We start from the raw sequence: 19,737 nt of genomic DNA on the forward strand, positions 1-19,737 counted from the left end.
ATTATGCTAAATCTTGGATTAAGCGTTGTTTCATTAGCAAGATTTCAATTTGCTATGACAACCGTTTTCCACTTTTTCTTCGTTCCTTTTTCTATCGGAATGGGATTTCTTGTAGCAGTAATGGAAACTATGTACGTTGTCAAAAAAGACAAAGTATATCTAGACATGACAAAATTCTGGGGAAAAATTTTCCTACTTAGTTTTGCTGTTGGTATCGTTACTGGTATTATTCAAGAATTCCAATTCGGTATGAATTGGTCTGAATATTCAAGATTCATGGGGGATGTATTTGGAGCACCACTTGCTATTGAAGCTCTTCTTGCTTTCTTCATCGAATCAGTCTTTATCGGAATTTGGATGTTTACTTGGGATAAATTTACACCAGGTTGGCATGCAGTGATGATTTGGATGACTTCTATCGGTACAATGCTATCTGCTATTTGGATTCTTGCTGCCAATAGTTTTATGCAACATCCAACTGGATTCAAGATCAACGGTTCAACTGGTCGTATCCAATTGACTAACTTTGGTGACGTGGTTACAAATCCACAATTGTGGAGAGTATTTCCTCACGTTATCATTTCTGCTATCATGGCAGCCGGTGTTGTAATCGCTGGTATGAGTGCTTGGGGACTATTAAAGAAGAAGAAAGGTGAAAACCACTTCTTCAAAACATCACTTCGCTTTGGACTATGGGTTGGACTTATTTTCTCAATCCTTACTCTTATCGCTGGTGATTTCCAAACTCAACAAATGTTGAAAGATCAACCAATGAAGTTTGCTGCAACTGAAGGTATCTACAATGATACTGATGATCCAGCTCCTTGGACAATCATCGAATCAATCGATGCAAAAGATCACAAGGCTTCAAACCAAGTTGATATTCCTGTTATGTTGAGTGTTCTTACATATCACAAGACATCTGGTTCAGTACAAGGTATGAATTCTCTTAATAAAGAATTCCACGCTAAGTACGACAAGAAGTTTGGAAAAGATATGGATTACTATGCACCTGCTAAGACATTGTTCTGGAGTTTCAGAATAATGTCAGCTGTTGATGGTATCATCGGTCTTGTTTCACTACTTGGTCTTATCTGGTCAAGAAAGAAAAAAGACACAATCGAAAACAAGAGATGGTTCCTTATCATCATGGGAATCTGCATCTGGGTTCCATTTATTGGTATAACAGCTGGTTGGTTCGTAACAGAATTTGGACGTTATCCTTGGATCGTTTACGGTCTAATGACTATTGCTCAAGCTGTTTCTCCTACTTCAACTGTAGGATCACTATTATTCAGTAATATTGTTTACTTCTTATTGTTTACAATTCTTGGTGGAACAATGGTTTGGTACTCAAAGAGAACTCTAAACCAAGGTCCATACTACGAAATTGAGGATTCAATTGAAAATGTTGATCCATTCTCAAAGGAGGCGTTTGACAAATGACATTAAGTACATTTTGGTTTATCGTCATAGGTTTGCTATTCGCCATATTCTTATTCCTTGAGGGATTTGACTTTGGTGTTGGTATGGCAACTCGTCTAATCGGTAAAGATATGGACGAAAGAGTTGCTATCATGTCAACTATAGGACCACACTGGGATGGTAACGAAACTTGGTTAGTTACTGCCGGTGGTGCAATGTTTGCTTCACTACCACTTTGGTATGCTTCATTGTTCTCAGGTTACTACATTGTTTTACTTCTAGTTCTTGTAGGTTTGATCTTACGTGGTGTTTCATTTGAATTCGTTAAGCATGCTGAAACAAATGCTGGTAAGAATATTTGGATGTGGACTTTCTTCATTGGAAGTTTCATGGCACCATTCTTGCTATGCTTGATGCTTCTAAGTATGGTTCAAGGTATTCCTATGAATGCTAACGGAGATGCTTTCCCTAAATTCTTTGATATTGTTAACTGGCTATCAGTTGTTGGTGGTGTTGCAGGTGTTCTTCTTTCACTTGTACATGGTCTAAACTTTATCCGTCTAAGAATGGAAGGACCTCTACGCGAACGCGCTAGAAGTCTTAACAAAGTCCTTTACCCAATTCTATTTGCTGGTGAAGTAGTCTTTGCTATCTTAGTATTCTTCCAAACAGACTTCTTTGATAAAAGACCAATTTCATCATTAATCATTACACTTCTTATCGTTGTGTTCTCATTAATTGGATACTGGGGTGTTCTTAAGGATCACGAAGGTTGGAGTTTTGTTGGAAGTGGTTTATCACTATCAATGGTTATAGTTCTTCTATTCAACGGACTATTCCCACGTGTTATGATTGCTACTAACCCAGCACACAGCATCTTGATCAAAGACGCAGCAAACTCACACTATACATTAACAATTATGACAATTGTTGCATGTATTCTTGTACCTATTGTTGCAATTTACTTCATTTGGTCATATTCTTTATTTACAAAGAGAATTAATCCAAAAGAAGATAAGGTAAAATATTAATATGATTGATAAGCGTTTATTACGCTTACCAGGAACTAAAAAACTTCTACTAATGCTTGCAGGATTAACTTTCCTGCAAGCATTTGTTATTTTATTCCAAGGTAAGTATTTAGCAGAAGCACTAGTTAATTCATGGAAGATGAAGCCATTAGACACAATCTATATGCCAATGGCTTTATTTTTTCTTGCCTTTGTAGCAAGACATTTATTTAACTTGTTAAACAGTCGTATCGTCGATAATTATGCCGCCAATACATCTGAAGAAATTCGTTCAGAATTGCTGGATAAGATCTACGATACTGGTTCAGAAATTATTCTACGAAATGGTAGCGGTAATTTAGTTACCTCTTCTCTTGATGGAATTGACCTAATTGAAAATTATTTCAAATTGATTTTTACTAAGGTCTTGAACATGTCTATCATTCCTCCCATACTTTTAATCTATATATATATGCAGAGCATTTCTTCAGGAATTACTCTAACAATTATTGTTCCTCTAGTTATACTATTTATGATTATTCTAGGGTTAGCTGCTCAATCTAAGGCAGATGAACAATATGAGCAATATACAATAATCTCAAATCACTTCTTAGATTCTTTAAGAGGTTTACCTACATTAAAAATGCTAGGCTTGAGTAAAAAATATGAAAACAATATCCACGTTGTAAGTGATGAATATCGTCGTAGAACGATCAATACTCTTCGTATTGCTATCTTATCTACATTCGCTTTAGATTGGCTTACAACGCTAGGTATTGCTATCTTGGCTGTATTCCTAGGTCTTGCTCTAATAAATGGCACAATGCCACTCTTTCCAGCTCTAGTTACACTTATTCTTGCACCTGAATATTTCTTGCCTCTACGTGATTTTTCTAGTGACTATCATGCTACTCTAGATGGTAAAAATGCACTTGGTTCTATTTTTGAAACTCTAGCAATACCTGATAACAAAACAAAAGACACTTTGTCTAATTTTTCATGGGATGAAAATTCTAATTTAGAAATTAAAAATGTCGAGTTTAAGTATGAAGAAGATGCAATTTCTTCCAGTCTAGATATCAAAGAGCTAAAACTATCAGGATACAAAAAAATTGCTGTAATTGGTAAATCCGGATCAGGTAAAACTACCCTAATTAGATACTTGGGTGGTTTCTTGGGATCAAATACAAATGCCAACGTGACAATTAATGATCAACAGTTAGATAATTTAAACGTTCAATCTTGGCGTGATCAGTTAGCATTTCTACCCCAATCACCATATTTATTTAGTGGAAGTATTAAGGACAACATTAAATTCTACAATCCATTAGCTTCCGATGATCAAGTCAATCTTGCTGCTAAACAAGCGGGTCTCGATATTTTTATTGATAGTTTATCAGAAGGATATGAAACTATAATTGGAGAAGGTGGTCGAGGTATATCTGGCGGTCAACAACAAAGAATAATGCTAGCCAGAGCCTTTCTAGCTAAAGATCGCCATGTATTGATTTTTGATGAACCTACTGCTCATTTGGACATCGAAACAGAATACAATTTGAAAGCACCAATGGAAGAACTATTCAAAGATCACTTAGTAATTTTTGCTACACACAGATTACACTGGTTAAAAAATATGGATTACGTCATCGTTATGGATAACGGTAAAATTGTTGAGCAAGGTACCCCTGATGATCTTCAAAAATCACAAGGTCCTTACATGAATCTGATAGAAAATATGCGAGGTGATCAATTATGAGTTTCTTTAAAACATTCAAAAATGACACCTGGGTAAAACCATATATTAAACAATATAAGGGATTACTTTCATTAGCTATTTTCCTAGGATTTTGTACTTCATTTTGTGCAGCAGCATTGATGTTTACTTCTGGTTACTCAATTGACAAGGCAGCTACACAACCTGTAAATATTTTTCTTATATATGTGCCTATTTTATTGACTAGAGCTTTTGGTATTGGACGTCCAGTTTTTAAATACGCTGAGAGACTAAGAAGTCACAACTGGGTATTGAAGATAACTTCAGAATTAAGAACTCGTCTATATAGAACCTTGGAAAATGATGCATCATTCTTCAATGAAAAACACCGTTCTGGAGACATCATGGGGTTACTGTCTGAAGACATAAATCATTTACAGGATTTATACCTAGTAACAGTTTTCCCAACCGTAGTCGCATATCTGCTATCATTATTTGGATCAATTGCTATTGGTGTATTCTCTCCTATATTTGGATTGATTATCTTCTTACTAATTCTTGTTGAAATTTTTGTAGTACCTGTATTTTCTGTTTTAATTGAAAGTGCTCGTCGTGAAAAACAAAAATCCATAAAAGCAAATCTATACTCAGAATTAACTGACAATATCTTAGGTGTAGATGATTGGGTTATTTCTGGCCGTTATGACGACTTCAAAAATCTATCTCAAAAAAATCTAAAAGAACTTGAATCACTTCAAAGCAAGTCTAGCAAGTTCCGTCGTAATCGTGACTTTGTTTTACAAATTGTCTTTGCAGTTATCGCTGTTTGTTTTTTGATTTTTACTAATATAAAATTTACTAATTATCAAGCACAAGCCAATTTTGTAGCGGCAATTGTTCTGGCTATTTTCCCTCTTTCAGATGCAATTATCCCCGTTAGTCAAGGATTTGAAGAGTGGCCAGAATATAAGAGTTCTATTAATCGTTTGAATAGTTTAAAAACTGAAAAAGTTGAGCTTCCTGAACAAGTAGACTTTGATACTAAGGAATTCAAAGACATTGAATTAAAGAATGTTAACTTCACTTATAACGGTACTTCATCTGTAATCATCGAGAACTTCTCCCAAAAAATTAATCGAGGTCAAAAGGTAGCTTTACTTGGACCAAGTGGTATTGGTAAAACTACTATCCTGCAGCTAATTTTAGGTGATCTAGTAGCCAACGATGGTTCCGTTAAAGTCAATGGAATTGATGTTTCTAAACTACAAAATCACCGTACTGAAATCTTCTCAGTTCTAAATCAAAATCCGTTTCTATTTAACACAACAATTTTGAATAACGTTCGTCTAGGAAATGAAAATAAATCAAACTCTGATGTAATAGAAGCTCTAGATAGAGTTGGTCTAAAAGATTTGATAGAATCATTACCTGACAAGTACGACACAATTGTTGGTGAAAACGGTGAAAGATTCTCTGGTGGTGAACAAGAACGTATTGCACTTGCCCGTATTCTTTTGCAAGATGCACCAATAGTTCTCCTAGATGAACCTTCCATAGGTTTAGATCCAATTACTGAAAATAAATTACTAGATACCATATTTACAGTTCTAAAAGACAAAACCATAATCTGGGTAACTCACCATCTTCAAGGTGTAAACTACGCAGATCATGTCATATTCATGGATGATAGAAAAATTGAAATGCAGGGTTCACCAAAAGAACTCTACAATTCAAATGAACATTTCAAAGATTTATACAATATGGATATTGGAATATAAAAAAACCTACCCTTTGGGTAGGTTTTTTTAATCTATTCGATCTAATAATTTTTTTACTATTTTTTCTAATTGTTTTCGATAACTAGATCTCGGTAATTTTTTGATACGTCTTTCGGCATGTGAAGTGAAGGTCTTAGCAATATCCTTAGCTTTATCCAAATATCCACTTTCAACTACTATCTTGGCTGCCTGATTAATTTGCTCTTCCGTCAGACTTTCATTAGATAATAGTTCAATTAATTCCTGATTCTTTTCATTAAATCCAATTATATAAGGCAAAGAATAAACACCATTACGCAGATCTTCGTGGTTTGGCTTTCCTGTGCTACTTTCATCTCCAAAATCTAAAACATCATCTATAACTTGAAATGCCATTCCTATATCATGTCCAATATTTTTAGATAAATTAACCAATTTATCATCACCGCCAGATACAACCGCACCCATCTTGGTACTCAAACTAAATAATTCGGCAGTTTTTCCGGCAACTTCTTTGAAATACATTTTAGGTGTTGCATTAATGTTATTATTAATTAGTAGTTGGTCTAGTTCACCAATTAGAATTTTCTTCATACTAAGAGAATTACTAAGAATATCTAGCTTTGAAGGTAAGTATTTAGAAATACTCTCAAAGTACAAGGTAAATAAATAGTCACCTGCATATATAGCGTTACGCTTACCATATCTAGTGTGAATAGTTGGTCGACTACGACGAACTGGCGAATCATCAATGACATCATCATGAATTAATGTGGCAACATGCAATAGCTCAAATGATGCCGACAAAGGTACTAACTGCTCGTTAGATACTTTTTCAGGTCCAAAATTTGTGAACAGCATAAAGAATGCTGGACGGAGCATCTTTCCACCAGAAGTTAAATCTATAATCATCTTTGTAATTTCAGGATTAGAAATTCTTATTTGATTATGAATATATGAAGTTGTGTTATCTAATTTTTCCGCAATTTTTGGATAATCTTTCCAAATTTCATTTGCCATCTAAATTCCCCACTAAACGACTGTACATATACAGTTTTAAAATAATATAATATAGTTTATCAAACAAAAAGGACTGAGTTAATTGAAACCATCTGTATTTTTCGAACTTGTCGAAATTAAAGCAAAAACAGCCAGTATTTTTCCATTTATAATGGGAACATTATATTCCTATTACCATTGGCATTCATTAAATCTATTATACTTATTTATTTTCTTTATTGCCATGCTATTATTCAACATGGCGGTAGATATTAATGATAATTATTTTGATTACAAGAATGCAAGCCATGCAAAAGATTTTCAAAAGAATACTAACGTCATTGGAAAAAACAATTTAAATATTCACCTAGTAGGATGGATCGACTTCATTTTTACTGCAACAGCAGCAATCCTGGGTCTTTTTATCGTATATAAAGTTGGATTAATTATACTTTATCTAGGCTTATTTTCGTTTGCCGTCGGATTTTTCTATGCAGGTGGACCTTTCCCAATCAATCGTGGACCTTTTGGAGAATTTTTCTCAGGTATAACAATGGGATTTGTTATCTACCTAATTGCCATATATATCAACGTTTATAATGTTGGTACAATCACCTTCAACAGTAAATTTTATGGAGATGTTCTACTTTCATCACTATTGACCGTTTTTGCCATTTCCAACCTTCTTTTGGCAAACAATATCGCTGATGCAGAAGAAGATGTTGAATTAGGTAGAAAAACGATTGTTTACTATTTAGGTGTAAACAATGCCAAATTTATGTTTAGCTCATTTTACGTAATAGGATTTATTGCGTTGATTTGTTCTGTGATAATAGGACTACTTCCAAAAATGATGCTTCTAACATTATTAATCACACCAATAGTTTTTAAAAACACTCTGCAATTTAATAAAAATCCAATAAAAAAGAAGACCTTTCCACTTGCAATTAAGAGTTTATTTTTAATAACTCTCGTACAAGTTTTGACCTTCTTTTTAGGCGTTATATTTAATTTTTAACCATTAACGATTGTATATGTATCATGAGCAATCATTAATTCCTCATCTGTTGGAATTACGTATGCAGCAACTTTAGAATTATCGGTTGTAATTAATCGGTTGTCTCCTTCACCATAATTACGATCATGATCTTCTTTAATTCCAAAAAGTTGTAGATTATCTAAAATCTTTCCACGGGTTTCTGGTGAATTTTCTCCAACACCTGCGGTAAATGCAATTGCGTCTAATCCGCCCATTTCTGCAGCGTATGAACCAATATATTTAACAATTCTATTTACATAAACATCTATTGCTAATTTAGCTCGAGGGTTAGTGTCTTCTTGTGCACGTATATCACGCATATCTGGTGATATACCTGAAATTCCTAATAAACCAGACTCTTTATTGAACTTAGTGATTATCTCATTTACATCAGTTATATTCAGTTTTTCCATTAGGTAAGGAATAATTGACGCATCGATATCACCAGTTCTACTACTCATAGTAATTCCTGCTAATGGGGTGAATCCCATTGAAATATCAACTGGTTTGCCATTTTGTATTGCACTTATAGAAGCACCACTTCCTAAATGTAAGATGATGACATTCTTGTCTTCTAGTCCACCCAGGATTTCATTCAATCTTCTTGTTATATAACGGTGGCTAGTTCCGTGTGCGCCATATCTACGAATCTTATATTTTTCATAGTATTCATATTTTAAACTGTACAAGTAGTTAACTTCTGGAATATCAGTGAAGTATGATGTGTCAAAGACTGCCACTTGTGTAGCACTTGGTACAAGTTCTTCAAACAATTGAATAAATGTTGCTTCAACTTTGTTATGCAAAGGTGCATATTCAGCGAGTTCAAAAACTCGATCAATGTTATCTTTAGTAATAACTGTAGATTTTTTAAAGTCTTCACCACCAGCAACAACGCGGTGACCAAAGGCAGAAATATCATCATATTTTTTAATTAAACCAACTTCAATCAAATCATCAAGAATTGATTGGATAGCAGCTTTATTTGATTCAATTTTTTCTTCATGGGTAACTTTTTTGCCATTATATTTGAAACTAAAAGTTGAAGTTTCAAAGCCCATACGATCAATCATACCCGATGCTTGAACTTCCTTTTCAGGCATAGCAAACAATTTCCATTTTAATGTTGAGCTACCTGCATTAATAACCATTACTTTCATATCTGAACTTCTCCCTTTACTTAATCTATAGCAATTCATTAAAACATTGATATGTCAACATAATTTTGACACTATTTTAAAAAAATGCTACTCTTTAGTAACTATTATAAACGTTTGTTGGAGGAATTATTAGTGAAATTATTTAATCGCTTTCTAAATTATGATTTAGAGGATGAGGAAACTTCTCCTACAAAAGAAAAAGAGACAGCAACTAACTCAGATGTTACTGCCAAAACAACTGATAACGAAGTTAAAAATGACACAACTCAAGAAGCTGAGCCAGAAAAAATTGCTGGTTCTACACTTGAAGAACAACGTATGAATATTACTCAAAAAATGGGATCTCTTGCTCAAGAATACAGTTCCCTAAAGAAAGATTTAAAGAGTAATTTATTTAGTGAGTACGATAAACTTGTAGAACAAAAAGAAACTTTTGAAAGTTACCTAAAACGTTTAAAAAAAGATACCAAAAAAGATCAAGAATATCTAAATGAATTAGAAAATTACAGTGAAGAAGAACATCAAGAAAAAATTGATCTTGAAAAGAAAAATCAAGAAGACACTGCTGCAAGGCTATTTGAACTAAAAGACCAACAACATGAAGCATCAATTGCAATCTCGAAAGCTGAAGTAGAACTTTCTGAACTACATCAAAATTTAGCTCAAAATCAGCAAGACGAATTGAATCTCTCTTCTTCAATTAAAGAAGAAGCAAACTTACAAAAATTGATGGAACTAATGGAAGAACAGAAAAATTCTATCGATACTATTTATAAAGCTAGAAAAGATATACAAAAATCGATTGATGAAAAATCAAAAAATCTAACACAACTTAATCAAAATTTGGAAGAAGTTTCTAAAGAACTTACTGCCCAAGCTAAAAATGTTGGTGACTTGGAAAACAAAGTTACCATTATGCAAAACAATTTTGAAAAAAATAAAGCCTCTCGTGCTTCAGATATTGCCCACTATCAAGGTAATATCAGCAATTTAGAAAAGGAAACCGAAAAAATTTCTAGTGAAATTGAAAAAGTTGACTCCAAAATTGATACGGTCGCTGAATATATTAAAGATACATTTAACACTAGACATCTAATTAGAGATATAGATATTAATTCAAGTAAAAATTACTTCCTTTTTGCTGATTCTATTTCTGAAAAAGATGATTTTGTTCAACATATCAGAACCATCAAATTTATTGAAGGTCAGACAAATAAATCTGCTGTTTCAGTAACAACAAGCTATGATAGACATATTGTTGAGAAAATTAGCCAAAGCATGGATAATTCAAATCTACCCAAGCCTATCATTCTTAACATGTACGCAGATTTACAGAGTGTTGACGTAGTAGCAGCCAAAAACTTTATTTTAGAAGTTCATGACGATTGGACAGTTACAACAGAAGACAATCGTGAGCTTGTTTATGATGCTACAAATAGCTTAATCATGGAAGCTACATACAAAAACGGCATTATTCAAGAATTGAAAGAATTCCGTGAAAATACTCTAATTAAGACTAGTTTATATAATATGGCGGGCATTTTATCTTCAGAAATCATCTATAATATCGGAAAAATCAAAGAACAAAATTATTACAAAATGGATGGTCAAAAAGCCTTAGCTGAGATTTATAACGATGGAAATATTTCACTATTCCAAGTTTTTGATGGAAATGATGAAGTTAAAGAAGCCTTTGAAAACAAAGAAAGCCTTATAGCTTGGTGGCTAGAAACTGTCGAATTCAGCGAAAACACTACATTTGTAACAACATTTGGTGATCTAATGTTTGAAGTTATTAATAGTAATTTCCAACTAAATAATGAGAATATTATTGTTATCGTTAAAAATGTAAATGATGATATTGGTGTCTTAAATAAATTACTTAATGATAAAAAGTATATAACTGATATACTTGTTGAAAACACTACTGATTTGAAGAAAATCGAGCAAAGTATCAAGCACGATATAACAGTTAGTTTGATTGAAGAAAATCTAAATAATAGTGATCTGTTACCTGATAAACTAGAAATAATTTAAATAAGCACTCTGTTATGGAGTATTTTTATATTTGAGGAAAAATATGAAGAAAATATCAATAATTGTCCCTTGTTTTAACGAAGAAGAAACAATTCAAATTTACTACGATACAATGACAAAATTGATGAGCACTATTGATAAATTCAAAATTGAATATTGGTTCATAGATGATGGATCGAAGGATCACACCTACCCTATCTTAAGAGAACTACAAAATGAACATCCAGAAGATGTTCATTTTGTATCTTTTTCAAGAAATTTTGGTAAAGAGGCTGCAATATATGCTGGTCTAAAAGAAGCAACTGGTGACTACGTTGCTGTAATGGATGTTGACCTTCAAGATCCTCCTGAAACCTTGCCAGAAATGTTCGATATTTTGGAAGAGCATGAATACGATTGTGTTGGTACAGCTAGAATGGATCGAAAGGGAGAAAATGTAATTATATCTGTCTGTTCAAATGCATTCTATGGTTTAATCAACAAAATGTCTCAAACTAAGATAATCCCTGGCGCTCGTGACTATCGTCTAATGACCAGACAAATGGTTAATGCAGTATTATCAATGACAGAATATAATCGTTTTTCTAAGGGAATTTTCAGTTGGGTTGGTTTCAACACAAAATACATCCCTTACAACAATCGTGAAAGGTCTGCTGGATCAACAAGTTGGAATTTTTGGAAACTAACTAAATATGCTATTTCTGGAATTATTGACTTCACAGAAAGACCTCTATCTCTAGCAACATGGCTAGGATCGATCTTCTCTTTGATATCAATTGTAGCTATGATTGCTATTGTTGTTAGAAAGTTAATCTATCCTATGAGTAGTGTTGATGGCTGGTCTTCAATTGTTTCTATAATTCTTTTAGTTGGTGGTATTCAGCTAATATGTATCGGTATTCTAGGTGAATACATCGGTAAAATATTCTTAGAAGTTAAAAAACGCCCTATCTATATCGTTAAAGAAAAAAAATAACCTCTTTACTTTAAATTAAAGTAAAGAGGTTTTTATTTATCGGCTGATAATTATACTATTTGTTTTTCAATAAGTTATAATAATACCTAGATAAGAGGGGAGATTTTATTTTGAATTCTCGTGAATTACAAGCCGAAAAGACAAAAAATAACATTTTAGAAGTAGCTACCGAAAGTTTCTTCACCAAGGGATTTCAGGCGACTTCTACTAGGCAGATAGCCCAAGAATTAGGTATTACTCAACCTAATATGTATCATTATTTTAAAAATAAGAAAGTGTTGTATGCTGAATCCATAGATTTTTCCATGGGGGAATTTGGCGATAACTTATTAAAATACTACAACGAAAACAAAGACGAGCCCTTCAGTGAATTACTTCTAAATATTTCAACATTCATGATTGAAAACTTTAAAATAAACTATTTCTTAATGCGCCATGATATTGAAACTTTTTTTACTGATGAAGAAAAGAAAAATATCAGTCAAAACTGGGGTGGCGGATACTATAAGGTTCTATATAATATATTCCAATCTAACAAAGAAGTTCTCAGAAAAGACATTGCTTTGCCAGTTCAAGTTGGAACTTATTTAACAATGTTGTTACCATATATAGAGTACGATGAAGAAAGCAGACGACATAACATAGCTAACTTAAAAACTATGGTTGAAATCTTCATAAATGGAGTAAAAATAAAAAATGAGGAGTAGATATGGAATTTATAGAGATACTAACACTAATCCTTTTTTTAAGTGTTGTAGTTAGTACTGTATTCAATCGAATCAATATACCCAGTGTTATTGGACAACTTCTCTTAGGTGTTATCCTTGGTAAAGGAGTACTAGATATTGTAAAACCGACACATTCATTAGAATTATTCGCAGAAATTGGCGTAATTTTATTAATGTTCATTGCTGGTTTAGAGAGTGACTTCAAACTACTAAGAAAACACTTTGCACCAAGTTTTAACGTTGCAGTCTTTGGTGTTGTTATACCAATGATATTAACCTTTGTAACTTCTATTGCCTTTGGCATCGAATTACGTGAGAGTACGTTTATTGCGGTTATATTTGCTGCGACTTCCGTCTCAATCTCTGTCGAAGTTTTAAAGGGATTGAATTATTTACAAAGTAAATCAGGGACTGTTATTCTTGGTGCGGCTGTTGTTGACGATATATTGGCAATCTCAATTTTAAGCATTATGTCGGGTACATTAACAGGTGATTTTTCTTGGCAAAGTTTGGCACTATTAGTTTGCCTATGGATAGTGTTTGTTGTGGTAACTATTGCCAGTTACAAATGGATTATTCCTGAAATACTTAACTTAGTTAAATATCTCGATGCTCCTCAGGCACCTACAGTTGTAGTTCTAATAATATGTTTTATATTTGCAGTCTTCGCAGATGCTGTTCATTTGGACGCTGTTCTAGGTGCATTTGCTGCAGGAATAATTGTTTCCGCATCTGATCAATACGACAATGAGATTGGAGATAACATTGAAAAAATTGGATATTCAATATTTATTCCAATTTTCTTTGTAAGTATTGGTCTCTCAATCGATTTTTCAAACTTCTTAAAAGATTTCTGGTTAATAGTCAGCTTAACTGTCGTTGGAATAGTTGGAAAATTATTTGGAGCAGGTTTGGGTGCACGTATATCCGGATTCAGTAACAAAGAATCATATATCATTGGATCTGGTATGATTTCCCGTGGGGAAATGGCATTAATTATTGCACAAATTGGCTTTGAAGTACGTCTTTTATCAGAAGAATATTACTCAGCAATTATTATAAGTATCATCCTAATTACTGTTTTAGCACCATTTTTCTTAAAAAACTCAATTTCTAGAGATGTTATCGAGTAAATCAATACCATTTGTGAAAACAAAGATATATAATGAATAATAACGAAAATATTTAATTAATCATACTTGGAGGAAGATAATAATTATGGCTCACATTTTAATCTTAGGTGCTGGTTACGGTGGTTTACGTACAGCGCGCGAATTAGCTAAACACGCATCAAGTGATACACAAATTGATTTAGTAAATGACTCAGAACTTCACGTTGAAAAAACAGGATTGCATACAATAGCTGCTGGAACAAGAAAAGCAGATGCAATTTCTTTCAAAATAACTGATGTTATACCATCAAAGGTTAACTTCATCAAAGCTACTGTTTCAAATATAGATGTTGATAACAAAAAAGTTTCTTTCTCTGATCATGACGATATGACTTACGATTACGTAGTAGTCGCTCTTGGATTCAGATCTGAAGATTTCGGTCTTGAGGGTGCAAGTGAAAATGCTCTTATCCTTGAGAGTGTAAAAACTGCTGAAAAAATTTACGATACAATTGAAAAAAATATCTCTAATTACAAAACATCAAATGATCCCGCAGATTTGAGTATCGTTGTTTGTGGTGCTGGTTTTACAGGTATCGAGATGCTTGGTGAATTGGTAGATTCTAAACAAGTTCTTAAAGCAAAATATAATGTCCCTGATATAACTGTTACTTGTTTAGAAAAAGCCACAAGTATCCTACCTATGTTTGATAGTGAACTTGCTAAGTATGCTGTTAACTATCTTACAAATCATGGTATCAATATTATTACAGGTGCCGATATCAAGAAAATCAATAAAGGTTCTGTTGAATATCAAATGGGCGATGAAACTAAAGAAGTCAAAGCCAGCTCAATTGTTTGGACTGTCGGAGTTAGTGGTAGTGATGTTATCAAGGCTTCAGGATTTGATGCACGTAGAAATCGTGTAATGACAACTAGTTATCTTAATCTAGAAGATCACCCCGAAGCATTCTTCATCGGTGATGACTCAGCAATGATTCCTGAAGGACAAGATCGTCCATTACCTACAACGGGTCAATTAGCTACTGCTCAAGGTACTATTACAGCGCAAAACATTGCTAATGCAATTAATGACAAGCCGCTAGTTAAATTTGTTTACAAATCAAAAGGTACTGTTGCTTCACTTGGTCAAAACCATGGTATAGCTGAACTACCTAGCAAGATGAAATTCCGCGGTCACATTGCTTCATTTATGAAGCACATGTCAGCTGATGTTGGTATTCTTGAAGTTGCCGGTCTTAAGACAGCATTCCGTAAAGGAACTTTATAATAAATAAAAAAAGAACCCCTAGTTGGGTTCTTTTTTTATTTACAATATATTTGCTCCTAAGACATTTTTAAAATGTTCTAAAGCAAATCATGTCCTGTTTGACTAAATGATGCCACAGCTTCTTTATAGACGTTTATCGAGTATCCCAAGTTGTATGCATCTATTGCTGTATGAAGTACACATATATCCGTGCAAACTCCAGTTAAATACAAATCTGTGACTTCCCTCTCTCGCAATCTTAAATCTAGGTCAGTTCCTGCAAATGATGAATATCTCGTTTTATCAAATTGATTAACTAATTCGCTATTTGAATTACTATCATACCAAATCTTTAATTTGCCATATAATTCGTGTCCTTTTGTTCCTTTTACATTGTGAGTGGGAAATAATTTTGTCTCAGGATGAAACTTATCATCTTTAATATGAGTATCTGTTGGTAAATATACGAAATTTCCATTTTGATAAAATTCGTCTGCCAAACTAATAATTTTGTTTTCGATTTTCTGACCTGGTTCTCCACAAGTTAGAGCACCATCATCAGCAATAAAGTCATTTGTATAATCAATTATTAATAGTGCCTTCTTTTTGTCCATAATTATTACCTCGCCCTACTAATTTTATCTCTTAATATACAATATTATTCTTAATTTATTACATTATAACAACTTGATATTAAATTATTTTTAGAGTATCGTTGATAGCAATTATTTAAATTATTGGGGTATTTTTATGAACAAATTTAATCGGGGTAAAGTAAACAAAAAATACTTGTTTATAAGTATTTTGAGTGCTTTTTTTGTAGCGCTCGGAATTTTTTTATTACTGGCTAGTATATGGGCTAACAGCAATTTCAACAACCTTAGTCCAGAACAAATTATTTACAATCTGACTCAACCGATGGAGGGTGCCGATAGTAATTTTATCAATAGTTTTATCACCGGTCCATTATTTATTGGGATATTGTTACTAGTAGTTTTGGTAGCAATATTTTATCTTCCAATGGAAAAACACACGAATTCAAGATTTGGAAAAAGGGCATTTATCTCAAGTCTACTTGTTTTTGTCTTAACGACATCGGTTGCTGCATATAACATCAACGCTGTGGCTTTCTACAAATATCTAACATCTGATTCAAACTATATTCAAAGAAACTACGTTGAACCTAAAGAGAGTCTTTTGACTTTCCCTAAGAAAAAAAGAAATCTAATCTATATTTATGGTGAATCTTTAGAATCTACTGCAACTTCCAAAAGTATGGGCGGACAAGACAGCCAAAACATGCTTCCTAATCTTACTAAACTAGCTAATCAGGGAATTCATTTTTCTGATAGTGATAAGGAATTTGGTGGAGCTCAACAACTTGAAGGTACAGGATACACAATTGCTGGTATGGTGGCTCAAACAAGTGGTATGCCACTAAAAGTTCCTAGTGGATTAAAGACAAAGGGATCATATGCGAATGGCCAAGACGACAAATTCTTACCTGGCATAACTTCAATAAACGATATTTTAGCCAAAAATGGTTATAATCAAACATTTTTGCTAGGTTCTGATGCAACATTTGGTGGAAGAAGAAATTACTTCAGCCAACATTGCGATGTCTTCATAGATGATTACAAAAATGCCAAAAAAACTAACAGGATCCCTAACAATTACAAAGTTTGGTGGGGATATGAAGATAGTAAGTTATTCGACTATGCAAAAGTAGATCTTAATTACTTGAGTCAACAAAATAAGCCCTTTAACTTAACTATGTTAACCGTTAATACTCATCACATTGGTGGCTACAAAGAGAAATCGATGCCAAGTAGTTACAGTAAATATGGAGATAAATACTCTCAGGTTATTGCCTACTCTGATTATCAGATTGCAGAATTTATCAAATGGGCTCAAACGCAACCTTGGTATGAAAACACTACGATCATCGTTGATGGTGACCATTTAGGAATGGATACTTCTTACTACAAAGGAGTAACGAACCGTCACACTTTTAATATGATTTTGAATGCACCAAGTGATCAAACTAAAAACGTGAAAACAAAAGATCGTCAGTTTAGCACCATGGATATGTTTCCAACAACATTAGCATCTCTAGGTGTTAAAATTAACGGAAATAGACTAGGTATGGGTGCTAATCTATTGTCAGATCGTAAAACTTTAATCGAACAAGATGGCTTTGATAAAGTAAATACAGGTCTATCAACAAAATCTAGTTTTTATGATAAAAAATTTATTGAAGGTAAATAAAAAAGCAAACCCTATATAGAGTTTGCTTTTTCTTTTTCCAATTGTTTATCATAATTCCTAACTATTGGTATAAGTAGAATTAATATTCCACAGATAAATGCCCCTATACCAGCAATTATAAATAATTTTTCGACGCCTATTTTATCAGCTAAAGGTCCAGCAAATATCAAACCAACTGGTCCGGTGATACTTAGTAAGGAATTAAAAATACCTAATATCTTCCCAAGCTGTTGCGGTGGATAACTTTGTTGGATCATCGCCATAACCAATGTATTAAAGAAAGGTGTTGCTAAACCAGCAATTAAATTTAATATTACAAATGCAGCAAATCCTCTCTGATTTCCTGGTAATAAACCACTAAAACCTATCGATAATCCCATAACAAAACATGATAATATGATTGGTTTCATGCGGTCACTCCAATTACCAAAGATACCAATAAAGGTCCCTCCTGCAAGCATTCCTACAGAATAAATAACCTCTACTACGCCGGCTTGACTGACATTCCCCTTGAAATAAGACATAGTCATCAAAGGATACAAACTAGCAGCAGGCATAAATAGTAATACAAATATAGAACCAATTAAAGTCAAATACCATAGGCCTTTTTTATCTGTAAGTTTTTTTAATCCAAATTTTGTATCATCTAAAATATGAATTTTTTCATCATACTTAGGATTTTCAACGATATCAACGAACATCAATAAGGTAACTCCTACAGCAGCTCCCAAAACATCTAATAGAATCAACATTGATATAGGAATGATTGAAAATAGAAAGGCACCTAATGCTGGTGCAATAATCATATTGGCCGATTGAACCATTCCTAGTTGACCATTTGTCTTGGTCAATTGTTCATCAGGAACCATTGTTGGTAGAATCGATTGAATTGTTGGCATTTGGAAAGTTTGCGCAATTGATCTAACCAATAATGAAACAAAAACTAACCACAATGGAAAAGTGTGATATATGACAGCTGAAATCGAAAGTATAACTGCAAATGATGCAGCCACTAAATCAGGAACAATTAATAGCATTTTTTTGTTCAATCTATCCACAAATGGACCTATAAATGGACTTAAAAATACCATCGGTAACATCCCCAATAAAGTTGCAAAACTTAGCACGGTTGCTGAGCCAGTTTTCTTTGTCAGATACCATATGATTGCATACTGAACTATCATACTAGTAACCCCAGAAAGAAATTGACCTATTAAGAATAAAGAAATATTCTTTTTCCAATTATTCATAGGCATATCTACCCCACATCTAACATAATGCTTAAATTATATTAGATGTGGTCAACAAAAAAAACAGTCAATATAAAATTGACTGTTTTTATTTATTATCATCTTTTGTTTCTTCATCAAATTTCTTTATAATGTCTACAATTTCTTCAGGTTTTTCTAGGAATGCAGCATGTCCTACGCCTTTGATATCAACAATCTTAAGCTTAGGTACTCGACCTATTGAAGCCTTAGAATCAGCAATACCTTCTTCTCCAAGAATTTGATCTTCATCAGAGAATATTGCCAATGTTGGAAGATAGATTTCTCTTAGTCGGCGGTTGAGTGCCTTCTTTTCAAGATAATCTACTCCCATCTTGTCTAGTTTCTTTACATCACGACGGTCTGTTTGTGATGCGGCTTCTTCAATAAGTTTAGGATTAGTTAATTTTGACTCATCAAAATTCTTCGCAAAGTAGCTATGTGATTTTACGCCCTTGCTAAACAATGATACTCGTCTTGATGAGCTTATCTCTGCGTGTTTTGCATTTGCTGGTGTATTCATAAGGATGATTTTATCTACACTTATGCCTCTTAATTCAGCCATATTAGCCACTACCAGACCACTGATACCATAACCAAATAAAACTAATTGTGATGTGATAGGAACCATTGCTAATGCCTCAAGAATAGCCCATGCTTCCATATCTATATCATATTCTTTGTCGTTTGATTGGCTAGATTTACCTTGTCCTAATAAATCTGCAGTAACAACAATGTACTTATCTGATAATAGTGGTGTAATTGACTCGTAGTATTCTGTTGATCCTAAAACTCCAGGAACTAACACGATTACTCTCTTATCATCATCCAAATTACCAGTAACTTTTATGTTAACTGTTCCTCTAGATGTTTCTACAAGTTTTTCCACGATGATACCTCTACTTAGCTTTATCTTTATTTTTTATTATATTATTTTTAGACAAAATTGGCTATTCAATTACCTTACACAATAT

Annotated in this window: 15 protein-coding genes and 1 pseudogene; 11 read left to right on the forward strand and 5 right to left on the reverse strand. The window is 33.3% G+C overall.

Annotated elements, in window-relative coordinates; translation table 11 throughout:
• Window positions 1-3 precede the first annotated feature (3 nt).
• From CS873_RS01130 to cydC, 4 genes are read left to right on the forward strand one after another with little or no spacing between them, the layout of a single operon-like run.
• Entirely contained in the window at window positions 4-1,446 is a 1,443-nt protein-coding gene (locus CS873_RS01130; RefSeq protein WP_099974058.1) for a cytochrome ubiquinol oxidase subunit I, read from the forward strand.
• Window positions 1,443-2,456: a cytochrome d ubiquinol oxidase subunit II gene (cydB, locus tag CS873_RS01135; protein ID WP_099974059.1), complete on the forward strand. Its 1,014-nt coding sequence runs from the start codon at window positions 1,443-1,445 to the stop codon at window positions 2,454-2,456. The genes CS873_RS01130 and cydB overlap by 4 nt, the downstream gene beginning before the upstream one ends.
• A 1-nt stretch (window position 2,457) precedes the next feature.
• The gene (cydD, locus tag CS873_RS01140; protein WP_099974060.1) at window positions 2,458-4,191 is read left to right on the forward strand and encodes a thiol reductant ABC exporter subunit CydD; all 1,734 of its coding nucleotides are present in this window, start codon (window positions 2,458-2,460) and stop codon (window positions 4,189-4,191) included.
• A complete protein-coding gene (cydC, locus tag CS873_RS01145; protein ID WP_099974061.1) occupies window positions 4,188-5,927 on the forward strand; it encodes a thiol reductant ABC exporter subunit CydC in 1,740 nt (579 codons plus the stop codon). Before cydD ends, cydC begins: the two co-directional genes overlap by 4 nt.
• Before the next feature lie 27 nt (window positions 5,928-5,954).
• On the opposite strand, the gene CS873_RS01150 is transcribed toward cydC, so the two are convergent.
• A complete protein-coding gene (locus tag CS873_RS01150) occupies window positions 5,955-6,926 on the reverse strand; it encodes a polyprenyl synthetase family protein (protein WP_099974062.1) in 972 nt (323 codons plus the stop codon).
• Between the two features lie 82 nt (window positions 6,927-7,008).
• On the opposite strand from CS873_RS01150, the gene CS873_RS01155 reads away from it, so the two are divergent.
• On the forward strand, window positions 7,009-7,923 hold the full coding sequence (locus tag CS873_RS01155; protein ID WP_099974063.1) for a 1,4-dihydroxy-2-naphthoate polyprenyltransferase: 915 nt from the start codon (window positions 7,009-7,011) through the stop codon (window positions 7,921-7,923).
• Here CS873_RS01155 and CS873_RS01160 read toward each other — a convergent pair.
• Entirely contained in the window at window positions 7,920-9,104 is a 1,185-nt protein-coding gene (locus tag CS873_RS01160) for an acetate/propionate family kinase (protein ID WP_099974064.1), read from the reverse strand. The two genes, CS873_RS01155 and CS873_RS01160, sit on opposite strands and share 4 nt — an antisense overlap.
• A gap of 132 nt (window positions 9,105-9,236) precedes the next feature.
• Here CS873_RS01160 and CS873_RS01165 point away from each other — a divergent pair, with 132 nt between their 5' ends.
• From CS873_RS01165 to CS873_RS01185, 5 genes are all read left to right on the forward strand, one after another.
• The gene (locus tag CS873_RS01165; protein WP_099974065.1) at window positions 9,237-11,141 is read left to right on the forward strand and encodes a coiled-coil domain-containing protein; all 1,905 of its coding nucleotides are present in this window, start codon (window positions 9,237-9,239) and stop codon (window positions 11,139-11,141) included.
• 43 nt (window positions 11,142-11,184) lie between these two features.
• Window positions 11,185-12,117 (forward strand): glycosyltransferase family 2 protein, encoded by a 933-nt coding sequence (locus CS873_RS01170; RefSeq protein ID WP_099974066.1) that lies wholly within the window; start codon window positions 11,185-11,187, stop codon window positions 12,115-12,117.
• A gap of 110 nt (window positions 12,118-12,227) precedes the next feature.
• Entirely contained in the window at window positions 12,228-12,824 is a 597-nt protein-coding gene (locus CS873_RS01175; protein WP_099974067.1) for a TetR/AcrR family transcriptional regulator, read from the forward strand.
• A 2-nt stretch (window positions 12,825-12,826) separates the two neighbouring features.
• Window positions 12,827-13,978 (forward strand): cation:proton antiporter, encoded by a 1,152-nt coding sequence (locus CS873_RS01180; protein ID WP_099974068.1) that lies wholly within the window; start codon window positions 12,827-12,829, stop codon window positions 13,976-13,978.
• Window positions 13,979-14,063: 85 nt separating this feature from the next.
• The gene (locus tag CS873_RS01185) at window positions 14,064-15,248 is read left to right on the forward strand and encodes an NAD(P)/FAD-dependent oxidoreductase (RefSeq protein ID WP_099974069.1); all 1,185 of its coding nucleotides are present in this window, start codon (window positions 14,064-14,066) and stop codon (window positions 15,246-15,248) included.
• A gap of 39 nt (window positions 15,249-15,287) precedes the next feature.
• Here CS873_RS01185 and CS873_RS01190 read toward each other — a convergent pair.
• Window positions 15,288-15,841 (reverse strand): annotated as a pseudogene (locus CS873_RS01190) (cysteine hydrolase family protein).
• A 136-nt stretch (window positions 15,842-15,977) separates the two neighbouring features.
• Here CS873_RS01190 and CS873_RS01195 point away from each other — a divergent pair.
• Window positions 15,978-17,495 (forward strand): sulfatase-like hydrolase/transferase, encoded by a 1,518-nt coding sequence (locus CS873_RS01195; RefSeq protein ID WP_099974070.1) that lies wholly within the window; start codon window positions 15,978-15,980, stop codon window positions 17,493-17,495.
• An 11-nt stretch (window positions 17,496-17,506) separates the two neighbouring features.
• Here CS873_RS01195 and CS873_RS01200 read toward each other — a convergent pair whose 3' ends face one another.
• Together CS873_RS01200 and CS873_RS01205 are read right to left on the reverse strand one after the other, a co-directional pair.
• On the reverse strand, window positions 17,507-18,751 hold the full coding sequence (locus tag CS873_RS01200) for an MFS transporter (protein ID WP_099974071.1): 1,245 nt from the start codon (window positions 18,749-18,751) through the stop codon (window positions 17,507-17,509).
• An 82-nt stretch (window positions 18,752-18,833) separates the two neighbouring features.
• Window positions 18,834-19,652 carry an alpha/beta fold hydrolase gene (locus CS873_RS01205; protein WP_099974072.1) on the reverse strand — a complete coding sequence of 273 codons (819 nt, stop codon included), beginning with the start codon at window positions 19,650-19,652 and terminating at the stop codon, window positions 18,834-18,836.
• Between the last annotated feature and the right edge of the window lie 85 nt (window positions 19,653-19,737).

The organism is Companilactobacillus metriopterae, from assembly GCF_002762335.1.
Lineage (GTDB): Bacteria > Bacillota > Bacilli > Lactobacillales > Lactobacillaceae > Companilactobacillus > Companilactobacillus metriopterae.

What these genes read in the sequence shown, in the direction of transcription:
- cydB (WP_099974059.1), top strand. Translation starts at nt 1,443, where the DNA reads ATGACATTAAGTACATTTTGGTTTATCGTCATAGGTTTGCTATTCGCC.
- CS873_RS01200 (WP_099974071.1), bottom strand. Translation starts at nt 18,751, where the DNA reads ATGCCTATGAATAATTGGAAAAAGAATATTTCTTTATTCTTAATAGGT.
- CS873_RS01150 (WP_099974062.1), bottom strand. Translation starts at nt 6,926, where the DNA reads ATGGCAAATGAAATTTGGAAAGATTATCCAAAAATTGCGGAAAAATTA.
- cydD (WP_099974060.1), top strand. Translation starts at nt 2,458, where the DNA reads ATGATTGATAAGCGTTTATTACGCTTACCAGGAACTAAAAAACTTCTA.
- cydC (WP_099974061.1), top strand. Translation starts at nt 4,188, where the DNA reads ATGAGTTTCTTTAAAACATTCAAAAATGACACCTGGGTAAAACCATAT.
- CS873_RS01170 (WP_099974066.1), top strand. Translation starts at nt 11,185, where the DNA reads ATGAAGAAAATATCAATAATTGTCCCTTGTTTTAACGAAGAAGAAACA.
- CS873_RS01180 (WP_099974068.1), top strand. Translation starts at nt 12,827, where the DNA reads ATGGAATTTATAGAGATACTAACACTAATCCTTTTTTTAAGTGTTGTA.
- CS873_RS01130 (WP_099974058.1), top strand. Translation starts at nt 4, where the DNA reads ATGCTAAATCTTGGATTAAGCGTTGTTTCATTAGCAAGATTTCAATTT.
- CS873_RS01160 (WP_099974064.1), bottom strand. Translation starts at nt 9,104, where the DNA reads ATGAAAGTAATGGTTATTAATGCAGGTAGCTCAACATTAAAATGGAAA.
- CS873_RS01195 (WP_099974070.1), top strand. Translation starts at nt 15,978, where the DNA reads ATGAACAAATTTAATCGGGGTAAAGTAAACAAAAAATACTTGTTTATA.
- CS873_RS01185 (WP_099974069.1), top strand. Translation starts at nt 14,064, where the DNA reads ATGGCTCACATTTTAATCTTAGGTGCTGGTTACGGTGGTTTACGTACA.